General features: G+C 59.6%; 15 protein-coding genes and 2 pseudogenes. 2 read left to right on the forward strand and 15 right to left on the reverse strand.

Annotated elements, in window-relative coordinates; translation table 11 throughout:
* Window positions 1-14: 14 nt before the first annotated feature.
* The 7 genes and pseudogenes from AC0KVQ_RS07005 to AC0KVQ_RS07035 all read right to left on the reverse strand — a co-directional run.
* Window positions 15-248: pseudogene (locus AC0KVQ_RS07005) on the reverse strand (PriCT-2 domain-containing protein); the annotation flags it as partial.
* Window positions 235-648: a helix-turn-helix domain-containing protein gene (locus AC0KVQ_RS07010; protein ID WP_473420428.1), complete on the reverse strand. Its 414-nt coding sequence runs from the start codon at window positions 646-648 to the stop codon at window positions 235-237. The gene AC0KVQ_RS07010 and the pseudogene AC0KVQ_RS07005, both read right to left, overlap by 14 nt.
* Entirely contained in the window at window positions 629-883 is a 255-nt protein-coding gene (locus AC0KVQ_RS07015; RefSeq protein WP_473420429.1) for a helix-turn-helix transcriptional regulator, read from the reverse strand. The genes AC0KVQ_RS07010 and AC0KVQ_RS07015 overlap by 20 nt, the downstream gene beginning before the upstream one ends.
* A 75-nt stretch (window positions 884-958) precedes the next feature.
* On the reverse strand, window positions 959-1,438 hold the full coding sequence (locus tag AC0KVQ_RS07020) for a hypothetical protein (protein WP_473420430.1): 480 nt from the start codon (window positions 1,436-1,438) through the stop codon (window positions 959-961).
* Window positions 1,439-1,526: 88 nt separating this feature from the next.
* On the reverse strand, window positions 1,527-2,786 hold the full coding sequence (locus AC0KVQ_RS07025; protein ID WP_473420431.1) for a tyrosine-type recombinase/integrase: 1,260 nt from the start codon (window positions 2,784-2,786) through the stop codon (window positions 1,527-1,529).
* A complete protein-coding gene (locus AC0KVQ_RS07030; RefSeq protein WP_473420432.1) occupies window positions 2,774-3,175 on the reverse strand; it encodes an Arm DNA-binding domain-containing protein in 402 nt (133 codons plus the stop codon). Before AC0KVQ_RS07030 ends, AC0KVQ_RS07025 begins: the two co-directional genes overlap by 13 nt.
* A gap of 177 nt (window positions 3,176-3,352) precedes the next feature.
* Window positions 3,353-4,237, reverse strand: coding sequence for a YicC/YloC family endoribonuclease (locus AC0KVQ_RS07035; protein WP_473420433.1), 885 nt, complete (start codon window positions 4,235-4,237; stop codon window positions 3,353-3,355).
* A 111-nt stretch (window positions 4,238-4,348) separates the two neighbouring features.
* Between AC0KVQ_RS07035 and AC0KVQ_RS07040 the strand changes: the two genes are divergently transcribed.
* Entirely contained in the window at window positions 4,349-5,323 is a 975-nt protein-coding gene (locus AC0KVQ_RS07040) for a serine/threonine protein kinase (protein WP_473420434.1), read from the forward strand.
* A complete protein-coding gene (locus tag AC0KVQ_RS07045) occupies window positions 5,320-6,234 on the forward strand; it encodes a PP2C family protein-serine/threonine phosphatase (protein ID WP_473420435.1) in 915 nt (304 codons plus the stop codon). The genes AC0KVQ_RS07040 and AC0KVQ_RS07045 overlap by 4 nt, the downstream gene beginning before the upstream one ends.
* A 416-nt stretch (window positions 6,235-6,650) precedes the next feature.
* Here AC0KVQ_RS07045 and wbaP read toward each other — a convergent pair whose 3' ends face one another.
* The 8 genes and pseudogenes from wbaP to AC0KVQ_RS07085 form a co-directional block, all read right to left on the reverse strand.
* The gene (wbaP, locus tag AC0KVQ_RS07050; RefSeq protein ID WP_473420436.1) at window positions 6,651-8,108 is read right to left on the reverse strand and encodes an undecaprenyl-phosphate galactose phosphotransferase WbaP; all 1,458 of its coding nucleotides are present in this window, start codon (window positions 8,106-8,108) and stop codon (window positions 6,651-6,653) included.
* A 2-nt stretch (window positions 8,109-8,110) separates the two neighbouring features.
* Window positions 8,111-9,184: a glycosyltransferase gene (locus AC0KVQ_RS07055; RefSeq protein ID WP_473420437.1), complete on the reverse strand. Its 1,074-nt coding sequence runs from the start codon at window positions 9,182-9,184 to the stop codon at window positions 8,111-8,113.
* Between the two features lie 595 nt (window positions 9,185-9,779).
* A complete protein-coding gene (locus AC0KVQ_RS07060; RefSeq protein WP_473420438.1) occupies window positions 9,780-10,577 on the reverse strand; it encodes a glycosyltransferase in 798 nt (265 codons plus the stop codon).
* Window positions 10,574-11,380: a glycosyltransferase gene (locus AC0KVQ_RS07065; protein WP_473420439.1), complete on the reverse strand. Its 807-nt coding sequence runs from the start codon at window positions 11,378-11,380 to the stop codon at window positions 10,574-10,576. The genes AC0KVQ_RS07060 and AC0KVQ_RS07065 overlap by 4 nt, the downstream gene beginning before the upstream one ends.
* A 3-nt stretch (window positions 11,381-11,383) precedes the next feature.
* Window positions 11,384-11,920 (reverse strand): hypothetical protein, encoded by a 537-nt coding sequence (locus AC0KVQ_RS07070; RefSeq protein ID WP_473420440.1) that lies wholly within the window; start codon window positions 11,918-11,920, stop codon window positions 11,384-11,386.
* Window positions 11,917-13,074: a glycosyltransferase gene (locus tag AC0KVQ_RS07075; protein WP_473420441.1), complete on the reverse strand. Its 1,158-nt coding sequence runs from the start codon at window positions 13,072-13,074 to the stop codon at window positions 11,917-11,919. The genes AC0KVQ_RS07070 and AC0KVQ_RS07075 overlap by 4 nt, the downstream gene beginning before the upstream one ends.
* The gene (locus AC0KVQ_RS07080) at window positions 13,071-14,333 is read right to left on the reverse strand and encodes a lipopolysaccharide biosynthesis protein (protein WP_473420442.1); all 1,263 of its coding nucleotides are present in this window, start codon (window positions 14,331-14,333) and stop codon (window positions 13,071-13,073) included. Before AC0KVQ_RS07080 ends, AC0KVQ_RS07075 begins: the two co-directional genes overlap by 4 nt.
* Window positions 14,334-14,556: 223 nt before the next feature.
* A pseudogene (locus tag AC0KVQ_RS07085) lies at window positions 14,557-14,850 on the reverse strand (UDP-glucose 4-epimerase); the annotation flags it as partial.

Genomic DNA, 14,850 nt, shown 5'->3' on the forward strand with positions numbered 1-14,850 from the left:
TTGGCTTCATGGAACAGGCTTGCAATGGATACCTTGCCGCCAGCCTTGATGCCTTTCCAGACGGCTTTGGCACTCTTGGCGTGGTAGTTATCTGCGGTCTGGCTCCAGCTATCCCATACCGGAAAACCGGCATCGCCCAGCTCGGATTTGATCGCCATGGCCATGCGTACCCAGCAATCTCGATCATGGGCAGGAATGTGGGCTAAGGCTGTGGCAATGTCATGGAATGGAAGATCAGGGACATTCATGGGCAGCCCCCTCACTCTCGCCAAACAGATCTGCCTGTGCAGCAACAGCGCCAGCCTTCACGCCAGGCCGCGTCCATTCTGGTATGCCCATGCTGTATTCGGCCACATTGCGGCGCTCGCGCCCCCGGAAAGAAATGCCAGGCAGGATACGGGTCTTAATATTGAAGCCCAGTTCGCGCAATTCATGTATCCGTGCTGCGGTTTCCGGGATGGCATGATCTGCTGTCAGAGTGAATGACAAAATTGGCCCATGCTCGCGGATCAGCGCTAACACCTCAGCGCATTGGCCGGAAATAATCGGCACGGTAGAATGGTTTTGCACGTTCCGGCCGTCATTCTCCGCAAAAGGATGGCGGCTTTTCTTTAGCATGATCGCCCCCTCATGCTGCTTGCTGGTCAAGCCAAGCGCGCACTTCTTCGGCCTTCCAGGCAGTGACGTTTTCGGAGAGCTTAATGGGCTTGGGGAATTTACCAGCAGCAATCCAGCGCCAAATGGTGACCGGCGATACCGGAACCGGTGCGGGTGCATCCGGCCTCTTGGGGTTGCGGGCAAGTTGCGAAAGCCGGACAAAGCCGGTAGCGGGGAGGCCGGAATAATCGCGGCGAGTGGCGGCTTGAGTAATTGTGGTAGCCATGCTTTGCATCTCCTTGATGCGGTTTGCAGTGGCTTCGCATTAAATACATCATGGTTTAGTAAGGCACCGGGGGAATCATTTTTTGATTTCCCCGTGCTTCCGACTTCTCTTTTTTTGTCGCTCGTATAATCGCCTTATCGTGTCAGGTGATTTGCAACATTCATCGGCCACTTCTTGATACGCTTCGGTAGCGGTTTTTCCACTTCGGATGATTCTGCTCACTGACAGCATGATGAATCCAAGCGGATTTAGTGCCTTTTTCTCCCTGCCGGCCTTAGGTGGATGAATGTGCAAACTTTTCAGTGTGTACTTTTTCTCAAAGGCATCGTTCATGGCCTCCCACACGACATCTGCGAATGCAGCCCTAGCCGGGGCTGGCAACAAATCGTCCTTCAACAATAAAGTGGCAAGGGTGATTTGAAACGAGTCAAACTTTATCTCGTCTTTACTCTGAATTGACCACTTCCGAACCAAATCTTCGGCATATGGTAGCCAGTCATCAAGCTCATCGCCGGCATAAGCAAATTTCCATATTTCATGCTCTGGTAAAAACATCCTGCCCCCTGTAGGCACCTATCCCTGTGAATGATTGCCAGCGCCAGCGGGTCAGGGCGATTGGCCGATCTAGGCGCGGCAAACTCGGTTATGCGGTTTTCTGTCTGCCTTTGAGTGGTATCACGTTGTACGGCTTGCCGGTAATCAGCGCGTCCAGCAGTGAAGCCCACTTGTCCAGGGCGTCCCGGCGCTCGTCGAAATAATCATGCTGGTTGTAGATGCCTTCCACGCCTTTGAGCTTGTGATTCAGGCAGCGCTCAGCAATATCCGGCAGTACCCCCAGCGCAGCCAAATGGGTGCGAGCGGTGCGGCGCAGATCATGAATGGTGAATGGTTCCAGACCATGCTTAACCTTGGCCAGTGCCACGGACAGCGTGGATTCACACACGTGCGGCAACATGCGTTGCTGCATCTTGCGGGCAGGGAGAACATACGGGCTTGCCCCAGCCAGGCGTTTCAGCGTCTCCAGCCATTCCAGCGCCAGCGCTGGCAGGGGAATATCAATCTGCTCTTCGGTTTTGGTGCGTTCTGCCGGTAAGTGCCACACCGCATTGGGCAAATCAAACTCATCCCAGCGGGCGGCCAGTAGTTCCATTTTCCGCACGCACAGCAGCAACAGCAGCTTGATGGAAAGATCGTTTTCCACGCTGAATCCCTTGGCGTTCGGCATGGCTTCAAACAGCGTGACCAGTTCTTCACGTGACAAGGCACGGCGGCGGGCTTCTTCCTTGCCGCCAGCATCGGAAAGATCAAAGGCGCTGGCCGGGTTCACTTCCATCATGTGCCGCTTGATGCCGTAATCGAACACGCGGCGAATCCAGCGGAGTACATCATTGGCAATGGTCGGCGCTCCCCGCTTCACGATGGCTTGCAGCATGGCGTCGATATGGCGCGGCTTTACTTCATCCAGCTTGATTTTGCCGATATTGGGTTTTATGTCTTTCTCGATGCGAGCACGCACGATGTTGGGATGCTTCCAGCGGCCCACGATCATGCGCTCGAAATACTCATCGGCCAGTTGCCCCACGGTGAGAGCGGCTTTCTCTGCTTCGATTGCTGCCACGGCATCAGCCTTGCGGGCCTGCTTCTCTGCTGCCACGTCATAACCCAAGGCAATGCGGGCATTCATTTCCTTGGCCGTCTTGCGTGCTGCTGCCAAGGATAGATCGGCATAGCTGCCTAGTACCATCACGCGGGCTTTCCCTTCGAAGCGATAGCGCAAGCGCCAAACCGGAACGGCGTAGCCTTCGCGGTAACACAGCACCAAGCCATTACCATCACTGCGTGCATCGAATCGTTCCCCAGCCTGCATCCACGCCTTGATTTGCATGTCTGTCAGCCTTGCCATGATTCCCCCTTTTCAAACTCAATCGTGACAGTCATGCGCTTTGCACCTTGTAGCGATGCCTCTCTCAGCAAAGCTGAAAAGGTTCTGGCTAAATCTTTGTCGCTGTCGTTCTTCCGCTTATTTCCAATGGCGGCAAGCACACTTTCGCCAGTGTCGAGCATCTGCGTATAGCTGCGTGCAAGCTCTCTGGCGGCATCTATGGACATTCCCGGATAGCGGCCAAGGCTCAGCTTGTGCCGCTTCCCGGACTGCTGGAAACGGAAAAGCCACACAGGGGATTGGTAGTTATCTTTGAATGACAAGTACAGCCCGCCGCCATCACTGCGCATCTGAAACCGCTCCCCGGACTCGATCCAGTGAGAAATAATTTCATCGGTAAGCTTTGCCATATCGTTTCTCCGGCGTATGTACCCATAACTGAGGGGATTATTTGCCAGTGGGGGTACAAATGGGTACACAGAAAATGTGTAATTTGATGTTACGCCGTGACACTGCAAGAGGCAACAAAAAACCCGAAAGCCTTGTGGAATGCGGGTTTGTGCAGTTCAGCGATACAGGATGAAACATCATTCAATATTCTGGACCTGCTCTCGCATCTGTTCGATCAGCACCTTGAGCTCCATCGAGGTACGGCTGCTGTCCACCGATACGGATTTGGAACCGAGCGTGTTGGCTTCGCGGTTGAGTTCCTGCATCAGGAAATCCAGCCGTTTGCCAGCGTTGCCGCCCTTCTTGAGGATATGGCGCAGCTCGGCGATGTGCGCGGTCAGGCGATCCATTTCCTCGGCCACGTCGATACGCTGGGCGAACAACACGATTTCCTGGCGAATGCGCTCGTCATCCTGCGTACCCAGCGCATCGACAAAGCGCTGGGTGAGCTTGGCCTCATAATCGGCCACGATCTGCGGCATGCGCGGGCGAATTTCGGCAACCAGCGTTTCCATTTGCGCGGCACGATCAAGCAGCAGGCCGGCCAGCTTTTCACCTTCGCGTGCGCGGTTGGCGAGGAAGTCTTCCAGCGCGCGCTCGAGCAATTCCAGCGCGGTACTTTGCAGGGTTTCCGGCGGCAGGGCATCGGTGGCCATCACGCCGGGCCAGCGCAGTACTTCGCCGATACCCAGCGGTCGGGCCTCGGGGGCCAGCGCAGAAAGTTCGCGACCCAGGTTGAGCAGGTTTTCTGCCAGCGCGCGATTCAATTGCAGGCTGCTGTTGGCCACGCCCTGCTGGCTGTTGAAGGCGATGCGGCATTCCACCTTGCCGCGATTGAGACGGGCGGCCAGCTTTTCCCGGATTGCGCTCTCCAGCGCCCGGAATTCTTCAGGCAAGCGCATCGAGACATCCAGAAAGCGGTGGTTGACTGCGCGCAGCTCCACCTGAAGCGTGCCTTGTGGCCATTCGCGCTGCGCACTGGCATAGCCAGTCATGCTGTAGATCATTTTTTGTCCAGTCATGCGTGTGTAACGGGGGGAAAAGCTGCAGTTCGCTTTGCGTTTCCTTTACTTTCCCGGCCCCTAAATCCAAAATCCGAGATCGAACAACAAGAATATAGTGAATCCTCGAGGATGGCGAATCCCAGCGTCGAGCCGCTGCAGCGCGGCTACCAGTTGCAGAACTACACCATTGCCAAACTGCTGTCTGCCGGCGGTTTCAGCATGGTGTATCTGGCGCATGACGAGAACGATTATCCGGTGGCAATCAAGGAATACCTGCCCAATTCGCTCGCACTGCGCCGGGAAGGCGATGTGCTGGTTCAAGCCAGCAATGAAGGCAATGATCTGCTGTTCAAGCACGGGTTGAAATGCTTTTTCGAGGAAGGCAAGACGCTGGCGCGAATCCGCCATCCGAACATCGTGCGCGTGATCAACTTCTTCCGTGCCAATGAAACCGTCTACATGGTGATGGAATACGAGCGTGGCCGTACCCTGCAAAAGGAAATCCAGCTCAAGCGCGATCGCGAAGGCGTGAGTGAAACGCTGATCCGGCATGTGTTCTACCAGATTCTGAATGGGCTACGCGAAGTGCACCTGCACAAGCTGCTGCACCTCGATATCAAACCGGCCAACCTGTATATCCGCAAGGATTCCACGCCGCTGCTGCTCGATTTCGGCTCGGCACGCCAAGCACTTTCAGGCGAACACAGCCGGTTGGCACCGATGTATACACCGGGTTTCGCCGCACCGGAACAGGGTCGGCGCAGCGATCAGCTCGGCCCCTGGACCGACATCTATGGTGTGGGCGCTTCGATGTATGCCTGCATTGCCGGCATGCCGCCCCCCTCAGCCGAGGATCGTGAAAAGAATCCGAAACTGCTGCAGGACATCACCACCAGCTTTGCAGACCGCTACTCGCCGGAACTGCTGCGTATCGTGGATAGCTGCCTGCGTTTCGATTGCAATGAACGACCGCAGAGCGTGCATCAACTGCAGAAAATGTTGCTGGAAAAACCCTCCGCTCCCCGCAGGAAAAAATCCGTGCTGCATGTACTCAAGCGTAAATGGCAAGTGATCACCCGCAGCCGCAGCGAAGACAATCCATGAAATTCACCATTTATCAGGACAGCCGCAAGGGCGGCCGCAAATCGAACCAGGACCGGGTTGGCTATTCCTACAGCCGCGATGCCTTGTTGCTGGTGGTGGCCGACGGCATGGGTGGCCACCTGCATGGCGAAGTTGCCGCGCAGATCACGGTGGAACTTGCCTGCGACCAGTTCCAGAAACGCGCCAAGCCGGTGGTACCGCGCCCGGCACAGTTCCTGAGCGACACGCTCAACATGTGTCACGATGCCATTTTCAACTACGCCAGTACGCACCGCATGGTGGAAGTTCCGCGTACCACCTGCGTGGCTTGCCTGGTGCAGGATGGCATCGCCTATTGGGCGCATGTGGGCGATTCGCGCCTGTATTTGCTGCGCAACGAAAAGATCCTGGCGCAAACACGCGATCACTCCAAGGTGCGCAGACTGGTGGATGAAGGCGTGATTACCGCGGAAGAAGCGCGGCATCATGCCGAGAAAAACAAGGTTTACACCTGCCTGGGTGGCTTTTACCCGCCAGAAATCGAATCGGGCGGCAAAGTGGCGCTACAGGATGGCGATACCCTGCTGCTGTGTACCGACGGCGTGTGGGGCGAGTTGACCGAGCCGGAGCTGATCCATTTCCTGAGCGCCTTTCCGGCACTGTTCGCCCTGCCGCAATTGCTCGATAAAGCCGAAATGCGCGGCGGGCACGAGGGCGACAATCTGTCGGCCATTGCGGTGAACTGGCACGAGGCCGAGGAATCCGGAAGCCGCGACCGGGATTTCATTTCGACGCAGAAACTCGATATCGATACCGTGATCAGCACCCACATGAGCCAGCTTGGCACCGCCACGCCCGGCGAGGTCACCGAGGACGATATCGAGCAGGCGATCGCCGAGATCCAGGCGGCGATTCGCAAGTATTCGAAATGATTCTGGCGTAGGTCGGGTTTCAACCCGACACACTGCCGATGCAGTCGGGTTAAAACCCGACCTACGGCACGCGGTAGCCTTCAGGTCGAGGTGGGCGCAGTGTGTAGCGCCAAAGGTTGTTAGTTCAGCGCCTGCGGCGCATGTTTAGGTGCCGTTTCCGCACGGCGGGCAGGAAAGGGGCTTTGCGTCGCCAAAGCCCCCTTCACCCCAAAGGCGACCCCGCTGCCACGCCCTTCGGGTTCCCTGTGCTTCTCGCCAAACGCGGCGGCTGCGAAACTCGCCCTGCGGGCTCAAACAGTCCTCGCCGAATTCCCGCGTTTGACTGCGATGCTCGGCGTAGCAAGGGGAAAGGGTGGTCCTGCACTCAGCATCGGATGCTTGATTGTGGCAAGAACATCCTGATTCCGGTTCAGTATTCAATACGCGCCCTTGCCGGTCAGTACCGTGCGTACCGTCTTGCACAGGATCGCAATGTCGTACCACAGGTTCCAGTTCTTCACGTACCAGGCATCGAGCGCGACACGCTCGGCATAGGTGGTCTCGTTGCGCCCGGATACCTGCCACAAGCCAGTCAGCCCCGGACGTGCTTCCAGATAGAAATCCACGCGTTCGGCATAGCGTTCCAGCTCGGCTTCGATGATCGGGCGTGGGCCGACCAGGCTCATTTCGCCCTTCAATACGTTCCACAACTGCGGAATCTCGTCCAGGCTGGTCTTGCGCAGAAACGCACCGATCGGCGTGATGCGCGGGTCGTCTCTGAGCTTGAAATCCTTGTCCCACTCGGCGCGTGCTACCGGGTCGGTGGCAAGCAGATGCTCGAGCACTTCCTTCGAGTTGTACACCATGGTGCGGAATTTCCAGCACTTGAACGGCTTGCCGTTCATGCCAACACGCACATGGCCGAAGAACACGCCGCCCGGCCCGCCCTGGCGCTTGATCTGCCACCCGACATAGGCAAACAGCGGTGCCAGCAGCAGCAGGCCGAACAGTGCACCGCAGAAATCGAACACGCGCTTGACCAGCATCAGCGAAGGCATGGCCAGATTGTTGCGCACGCGCAGCATCAGCACTTCGTGGCTGAAGAAATGGTTGGCAGTCAGGCCGAACAGCGGCAGGCCGGCCAGCGGCGGCACCACGTGCAGATCCTTGTAGCGCAGGCTAAGCAGCTCGATTTCTCCCTGCAGCGTGTGCAATTCTTCCGCGCTCAAGGCTACCGTCACATGCGGGTAATTCCGGCTCTGCAGCCATGCCTGCAATTCGCCCTCGCCCAGCCGCACCACCGCCGGCATGCCGGGAGCGAATGCATCTTCATCCTGCAGGCCGATCTTTCCGACGGCGACAAAATGCATCACGTCGAATCCGAGCAAAGGCTCGCTGCGCATGGCCTGCCAGGCATCGCGCGCATTCTGGCCACAGCCGATGATCACGGTGGGCAGGCGCCAGATGCCGCAAGCCAGCAGCCAGGCCTTCATGCGTGCACGCAGCAGCGGTACCAGCAGCAATGCCAACCCCCAGGAAACCGGCCACAGAAAACGCGAGATCGGCCATTTGGCGAACAGCACCACCATGCCGTTCAGGAGCGCCGCCAGCAGCAGGCTCTTGAAAATTTCCAGCAGCTCATCCCAGAACGGCAAACGCAGGCTGTAATGGCCGCGCCACCAGAAGGTGGCGACGGTCAGGCCGCCCAGCAACATAAATGCCAGCGCCTGCTGATTGCCCTCAACCTGCCACCAATAGGCAAAACCGCTGCCGATGCGATGCCCGCGCAACAACACCAGCAGAAATACGGCACCGGCAAAGGCCAGCATCAATGCGACAAAATCGGCACACGCCAGCCAGGGTTTGGCGCGCGTGGCGCCCTGTTGTGCAACCATGTTCAATCCTTCAATCCGTAGGCACGATCCAGTGCTGTCATCATGGTATCAAGCGAATAATGCGTTTGCGCAAAAGCGCGGGCCTGTCCGCCCAGGCGGTCACGTTCAGTCCTGCTGGCAATCAGGGTTTGCAGGCGGTCGATGAATTCGGCACGGTCATTGGCCAGCCAGCCGTTTTCGCCGTTTCTGACCAGATCCCGATTGCCGACCACATTGGTCGCCACCACTGGCAGCCCGGCTGCCATCGCCTCGATCACGGCCACCGGCAAGCCTTCCCAGCGCGATGTCTGGATATAGATATCGAGCATGGCCAGTTGTTTGAGCGCTTCGGCGCGATCCACCCAACCGCTGAGCGTTACCCCTGCAGCTTTTAATGCCGCTTCGCCCGATTCATCGCCACCGCCGATCCAGATGAATTCGACACCATCCGCCTTGAGCGCTGCGGCAATGCTGGCGAACAGTTCCGGATTGCGCGCAAGCGCGACGCGGCCGACGGTGCCGATACGTACCATCTCCTCGTTACCGGCCGCGGCCGGAATCGTTGCCAGATCAACTGCGTTGTTCACCACCACCACCCGGCGGGTCAGATGGGAACGGACCTGTTCGGCTTCTGAGGGCGAGCAGGCGATGAAGGTCACCGGAATGCGCGCGAGCAGCTTTTCGATCAGCAGGAAGACCGTGTTCTTGAGCCGGCCTTCGGCGCGCTGCAGAAACGACAGCCCGTGCGGCGAGAAAAACCAGCGCGGCCCGTGCACGAACAGGCTGACGATGCGTCCCAAGGCACCCGCCTTGCTCGAATGCAGATGTACCACGTCCGGCGTGATGCGGCGGATTTCCGCAGCCAGCATCCGGCCGGCATGCCAGTCGGCAGCGGGTTGGATCGCACGGACCATCGGCAGTTGAATGAAGTCGATACGTGCATCGAACAGCGCGCGCCAGTTGGCGGGCGTTTCCTCGCGCAGCGAGTGGATCACCGTGACGCCATGGCCGGCCTCGGCCTGACAGTTGGCAATGGCACTGACCATCGACAGGGTGCCGGCACCGAAGGATTCGACAACGTGGACGATGCGGGCCATCAGATGGCTCCTTGTGGCATGTGGCGGCGAGATGGATGGGTGTTATGCGCCTTTGGCGCTTCATTTGGGTGCCGGTTCCGCCCGGCTTGGCGGGTTACTTTCTTTGTGTCTGCAAAGAAAGTAACCAAAGAAAGCAGCCCCCGCCCTGCGGCCCTCCGGGCTACCCTCAGTCGGTCGCGAGTCTGGGTCTCGCTCCACTCCTTCGGCGCTGGGCCCAAGGGAAGCAAAAACCGTTTGTCTGTGCTGGCGGCGTGAACATTGCTCACCAAACCCAAGCTAGTCTTATTGCTGCTGCCCGTGGTTATGCCACCCTCTTCCCCTGAAGCCAGCCGAGCATCGCAAGCAAACACGGGAATTCGGCGAGGACTGTTTGAGGGCGCAGCCCGAGTTCCGCAGCCGCCGTGTTTGATGAGAAGCGCAGGGAACCCGCAGGGCTGGCGGTCGGGGTCGCCTTTGGGGTGAAGGGGGCTTTGGCGACGCAAAGCCCCCTTCCTGCCGGCCGTGCGGAAACGGCACTCAAACACTGCACCGAAGGTGCATAGCATCCTGTAACCTAGACCCCGCTCAAAAACAATTCGCGCACCGCGCATGAAACTCACCCCCGCAGCCACGTCTTGAGCTTGAATACCAGCGCATACGGCAATGCCATCAGCAGCAGTGTGCGCAGCATGCCGAACCACGCCGCATTGCTGCGATCGCGGTTACGCCACTGCAACTTGAGGCGGGACTGCAGCTGGCGCTTGCGCCGGGACAGCGAAATTCCATTCGGATCCAGTTCATAGCGGATCAGCACATCGGGCAGATTGGCCACCGGAAAGACCTTGGTGAACGACCAGAACAGCGCGTAATCCTCGGCTGCCGGCACATCGGTCGGATAAAAGCCGGTGGTTTTCAAGGCCTCGGTACGGAACATCACCGTCGGGTGGATGAAGGGTGAATTGCGCTTCATCGCCCACCAGATCGCGCGGTAATGCCCAGGATGCCGCAGCACAAACTGCTCAACGCCCTCGGCATCGACCATGCTGGCCGCGCCACCCAGCAGCATCACATCCGGGTACTCCTCCAGAAAAGCCAGCTGGCGGGCAAAACGGTCCGGCAGGTTTTCGTCGCCACAATCCAGACGGGCAACGAATTCGTAACCTTTCTCGGTAATCCATGCCAGCCCGGCATTGAGCGCATGCTCGATTCCCCGATTCTGCGGCAAGCGCAGGAAATGGACTTCGCCCCGAGCAACGAAAGCGGCGCGTGCGGCTGCTTCATCCAGCGGCTGGCGGGTGCTGCCGTCATCGACCACCAGTACGTCGCACGCTTCGTCACGGCCAATGGATGCCAGCGATCTGGCCAGCCCTTGCGGGTTGTTGTAATGCGGAATCAGGCAAATCAGTTTGTTCATGACCAGGATTTCACTCCCAAGAGACGCTTCACGCGTTGGGCAAAGGAAAACGGAACCACTTGCCATAGCAGTGGCTTCATCAGCAGCAGGGCCGAGCGGGGCGCCCAGTCGAAATGGCGCCACAGCACTTTCAGGCGGGAGCGCTGCTGCAATTTGCGCTTGGACAGCGAGATACCCTGCACCGTGTATTCGGTGCGCACCAGCACTTCGGGCAGGTTGGCAGTCTGGTAACGGGCGACGAATTGCCAGAAGTAGGCAAAATCTTCGGCCGCCTTGCAATCGGTCGGATACAGACCGATTTCCCTGACCGCCGAAACCCGGAACATCACGGCCGGATGGGTGAAGGCGTTGTCATCGTGCATCTGGCGCACGATCTCGGCATGCGTCTGCGGCTGGCGCAGGGTGAAGCGGTCACCGCTTTCATCGAAAAACACCACGGCCGAGCCAAGCAGGGCGACATCGGGATGCGCATCCAGATATCCGGCCTGGCGCGCACATCGATCCGGTACATTGAGATCGCCGCAATCGAGCCGCGCCGCATAGGCATAGCCCGATTCCACGATCAGTGCCAAGCCGGCATTCAGCGCGTGCTCGATACCGCGATTCTGCGGCAGGTACAAAAATTTCAGCTCACCCGCCGCACGCCATGCGGCACGGGCCAGTGCTTCATCGAGCGGTGCGCGCGTGCTGCCATCATCGACCACGATCGCGTCAACCGGCTCGTCCGGCCCGACCGAGGCTAGCGAGGCGGCCAGCCCTTGCGGGTTGTTGTAATGCGGGATCAGCAGGGCAATGCGGTTCATGACTTACTTCTGCAAGGCTTTTCTGGCCAGCGCAGGCAACTGGCCCTTGGCCTGCTGCGCTTTCAGGGTTTCCAGCTCGGCGAGTTTGAGCTTGGCATTGGCCTGCTGCAGTGTGGCGTAGGTTTTCAGCGCGAACTCCCAGCCTGCCAGCGGGCTATCCACCGCCTTGCCGGCCGCCAGCTGCGCACGGGTGTTGCCGGCCAGATAAGCCACCAGCAACATCTGGCGGTAAACGTCATCCTCGGCACCACCCGACTTGGCATCGCCAAACAGCCACGGTGTAGTTTTGGCACTGATCTGGAAAGAAACGTCCTTGCTGTCATTGGCGAACTGCATGACGGTATTGGCAGCAGCCGAGGCCTCTGCGCCCAGGAAATCCTTTTCCAGCACGGCAATGGCCTGTTTCACCGCATCCTTGCCTGGCAGGGCGGCGGGCACGGATGCGGTGGCCACCGACGAAGCAGCGCCTGCCTCATCCGCGGCATGGGCAACCGGCACCAGCAGGCTGCAGGCCAGCAACAGGGAGAGAACGGGTTTCATGAGCAACTCCTGGTTGAATGCGAAGAATCAGTTTGGTCAGGCCGGGGGGCAGAAGGTTGCAGCAGGGCCATCCACTGTGCCAGCGAAGCCTGCGGGGTGTAATGGCTGGCGCGCGTGCGCAACCAGGCCGAGAGTTCGATCCGGCGTGGCAGTTGGGCGATGATCTTGCCGGCCAGCGCCGGCCCGCTGGTCTCGGCGGCGATAAAATCATCCATACGCTCGCCAAACAGCTCATAGACACCGCCGGCATGCGTCGACACCACGGGCAAGCCCTGCTGCATGGCCTCCAGCACCACCAGCGGGCAGCCCTCGAAACTGGAGGTCAACAACAGTACATCCGCCTGGTGCAGGTAGTCGGCGACATTATCCCGCCGCCCGGCAAAATCCAGCAGTTCGCGCAAATTGCGCCGGCTGGCTTCGTCGCTTAACCACCCCTGCAGCGGGCCATCGCCGACAATGGTCAATCGGGCAGCGATACCCTGCGCCTGCAGGGCTTCCAGGGTATCCAGCCACAAATGCGGCTGTTTTTCTTCGGCGATGCGTCCGACGAAGAGGATCTGAAGCGGCTTGGTCGCCCCCTCTCCCCAACCCTCCCCCCCACAGGGGGAGGGAGAAAGCAGGCTGGAGGGTTCGACAAAATTCGGCAGCACCTGCCAGCCCGGTTGCACCGGCAAACCGATCCAGCGCGCCATGGAATCGCGCGCATGGCTGGAGACGAACACCAGCTCAGCAATGCGCCGGTACAGCATCTGGCAGGCATGTCGGTGAATCGGATTCATGCGCGCAAATGCATCGAGCTCCGCCTTGGGTCCGTGTACCCAGCCGATCAGGCGTTTGCCCAGCCCCAGGCTGGCAGCCCAGGCCATGTAGAGTGGCATCAGGAAGGTTGCGGCGATCACCACATCGGCATCGCGCAACATATTGCGCACCGCCCGCCAGCCGCGTGGCCAGGTCCAGGGTTGCCGTCCGTGCCAGACACCGGACAGATCATGCAGTGTCACCCCGGCCAGATGCTTGCCCCACAGATTGTGTGAACCGCCGAGCATCAGGATATGGATATCAAAGCCGCGCTGCGCCAGTCCTTCTGAGACCAGCGCCACGCAGCGCTCGACCCCGCCCAGGCCCAGATCGCGTACCAGGAAAACCACTTTCATTGCGGCAGCCTCCGGCATACCAATACCAGCTTGCTGCCCAGCATCAGCGTGTTTTGCAACGCCAGTGCAGCGATCAGGCCGAGCAAGGCGAATTGCAGGGTGAGACCCAGGGCCACGGCGCAGAACAGCAGATTGCTGCCCAAGGCCAGCCAGAACACCGGGCGCATCAGGTTCATCGCAGCGGCCAGCGGGTGCAGCGCCACCAGTCCGATCGCGAATACCTGCAGCAGGATGAAGGCAAAGCATTCAATCAGGTAGGCAGGTGTCAGGCCGAATCGGGCAAACCAGACATCACGCAGCACGTAGAGCAGGCCGGTAGCGATCAGCCCCGGCACCACGATCAGCCCGAATGCCTTCCACATCAGGCTCCAGGCGCGGCGCAACTGGCCATTGCCCACCATGCGCGAGAACTCGGGGAAAATGACTTGCGAGACCGGATTGGCCAGCAGCCCCACCGCACCGCCGAGTTTCTTGATCGCGCCATAAGCACCGGCAGCTTCCATACTGAGCAGCCGGCCAACCAGCAACTGGTCGATGTACTGGATCGGCAGATCGACCAGATTGGTGGCCCACAGCCAGAAGGCAAAACCCTTGAGTTCGTCCTTGCGCCGTTTTCCCTGGCACCAGGCCGTGACGATATTCGCCTGGCGCAATCCCAGCCAGGCGCCCCACAGCACACGCACGATTTCCGGCAGGGTAAAGAGCCAGGCTGCCGTGATCAGGTCAAGCGGCCAGCCAACCAGCTTCCAGCCCAGCAACAGCAGCAGCCGCAGCAGGCTGGGGCCGGCTGCAAGCAGCGCAAGGTTGAGAAATTGCCCTTGCAGGCGCAGGCGCCCGATCCAGGAAAAAGTGATCTGCTGCACGCCGCCCAGTGCAAACAGCAGGCTGGCAAGTATAGGCGTCGCCTCATTGCCCCAGACCGCCATGAAGAGCGGGGCACCGAGCGTGGCCAGCAGCAGGCCAGTCAGCGCCAGCGCATCCAGCGGCAAGGCAGTGGCCCAGGCATCCGCTTCGCTCGCACCGCCCTCGGCGGCACCGGTGGCGATGCGGGTAAAAACCTGCCAGCTCTGGAAATCGAAAAAACGGATCAGGGTCAGGGCGAATGCCTGCACCAGCGTCAGCGCCCCGTAACCGGCCAGGCCGATACCGTGAATCAGCAGGGGGATCACCGCGACGGTCGCCAGGGCCGAGACCACGTTGGCCAGCGTGAGCAGACCGGAGCCGGACAGGATGCGGATCAGGCGGGGATCAAGGGCCATGGATGATGACAGGAATGGGGCGGCCAATGGTATCGCGCAGCGCCGTTACGCGGGGTAACGGCGTTTGCGCGCGCGGTATTGGAACTTGTTTATGATCTGTCGCGAGAAGCCGTCAGCGGGGTGAAGCGCAGCGCAAAAACCGGAGTGTACAGGGAGTACATGAGGATTTTGAGCAGCACATGAGCCCCGATCACGGCTTCGCAGCAAGATCATAAGCAGGTTCTCAGCAGTAACCGTTCGGATTGTTGCTCTGCCAGCGCCAGCCATCTGCGCACATGTCGGCCAGCGTCTTTTCCGCCCTCCAGCCCAGTACTTCCAGGGCATAGGCCGGATCGGCGTAGCAGGCGGCAATATCACCGGGACGGCGCGCAACGATCTGGTAGGGAACCGGGCGGCCACTGGCCTGGCTGAAGGCGGCTACCATTTCCAGCACCGAATACCCCTGGCCAGTCCCGAGGTTGACCGTCAGCAGGCCCGTCTTGCCGGCCAGCTTCTGCAGCGCCTTGACATGGCCACG

This window comes from Formivibrio sp. oc-25 (assembly GCF_055810895.1).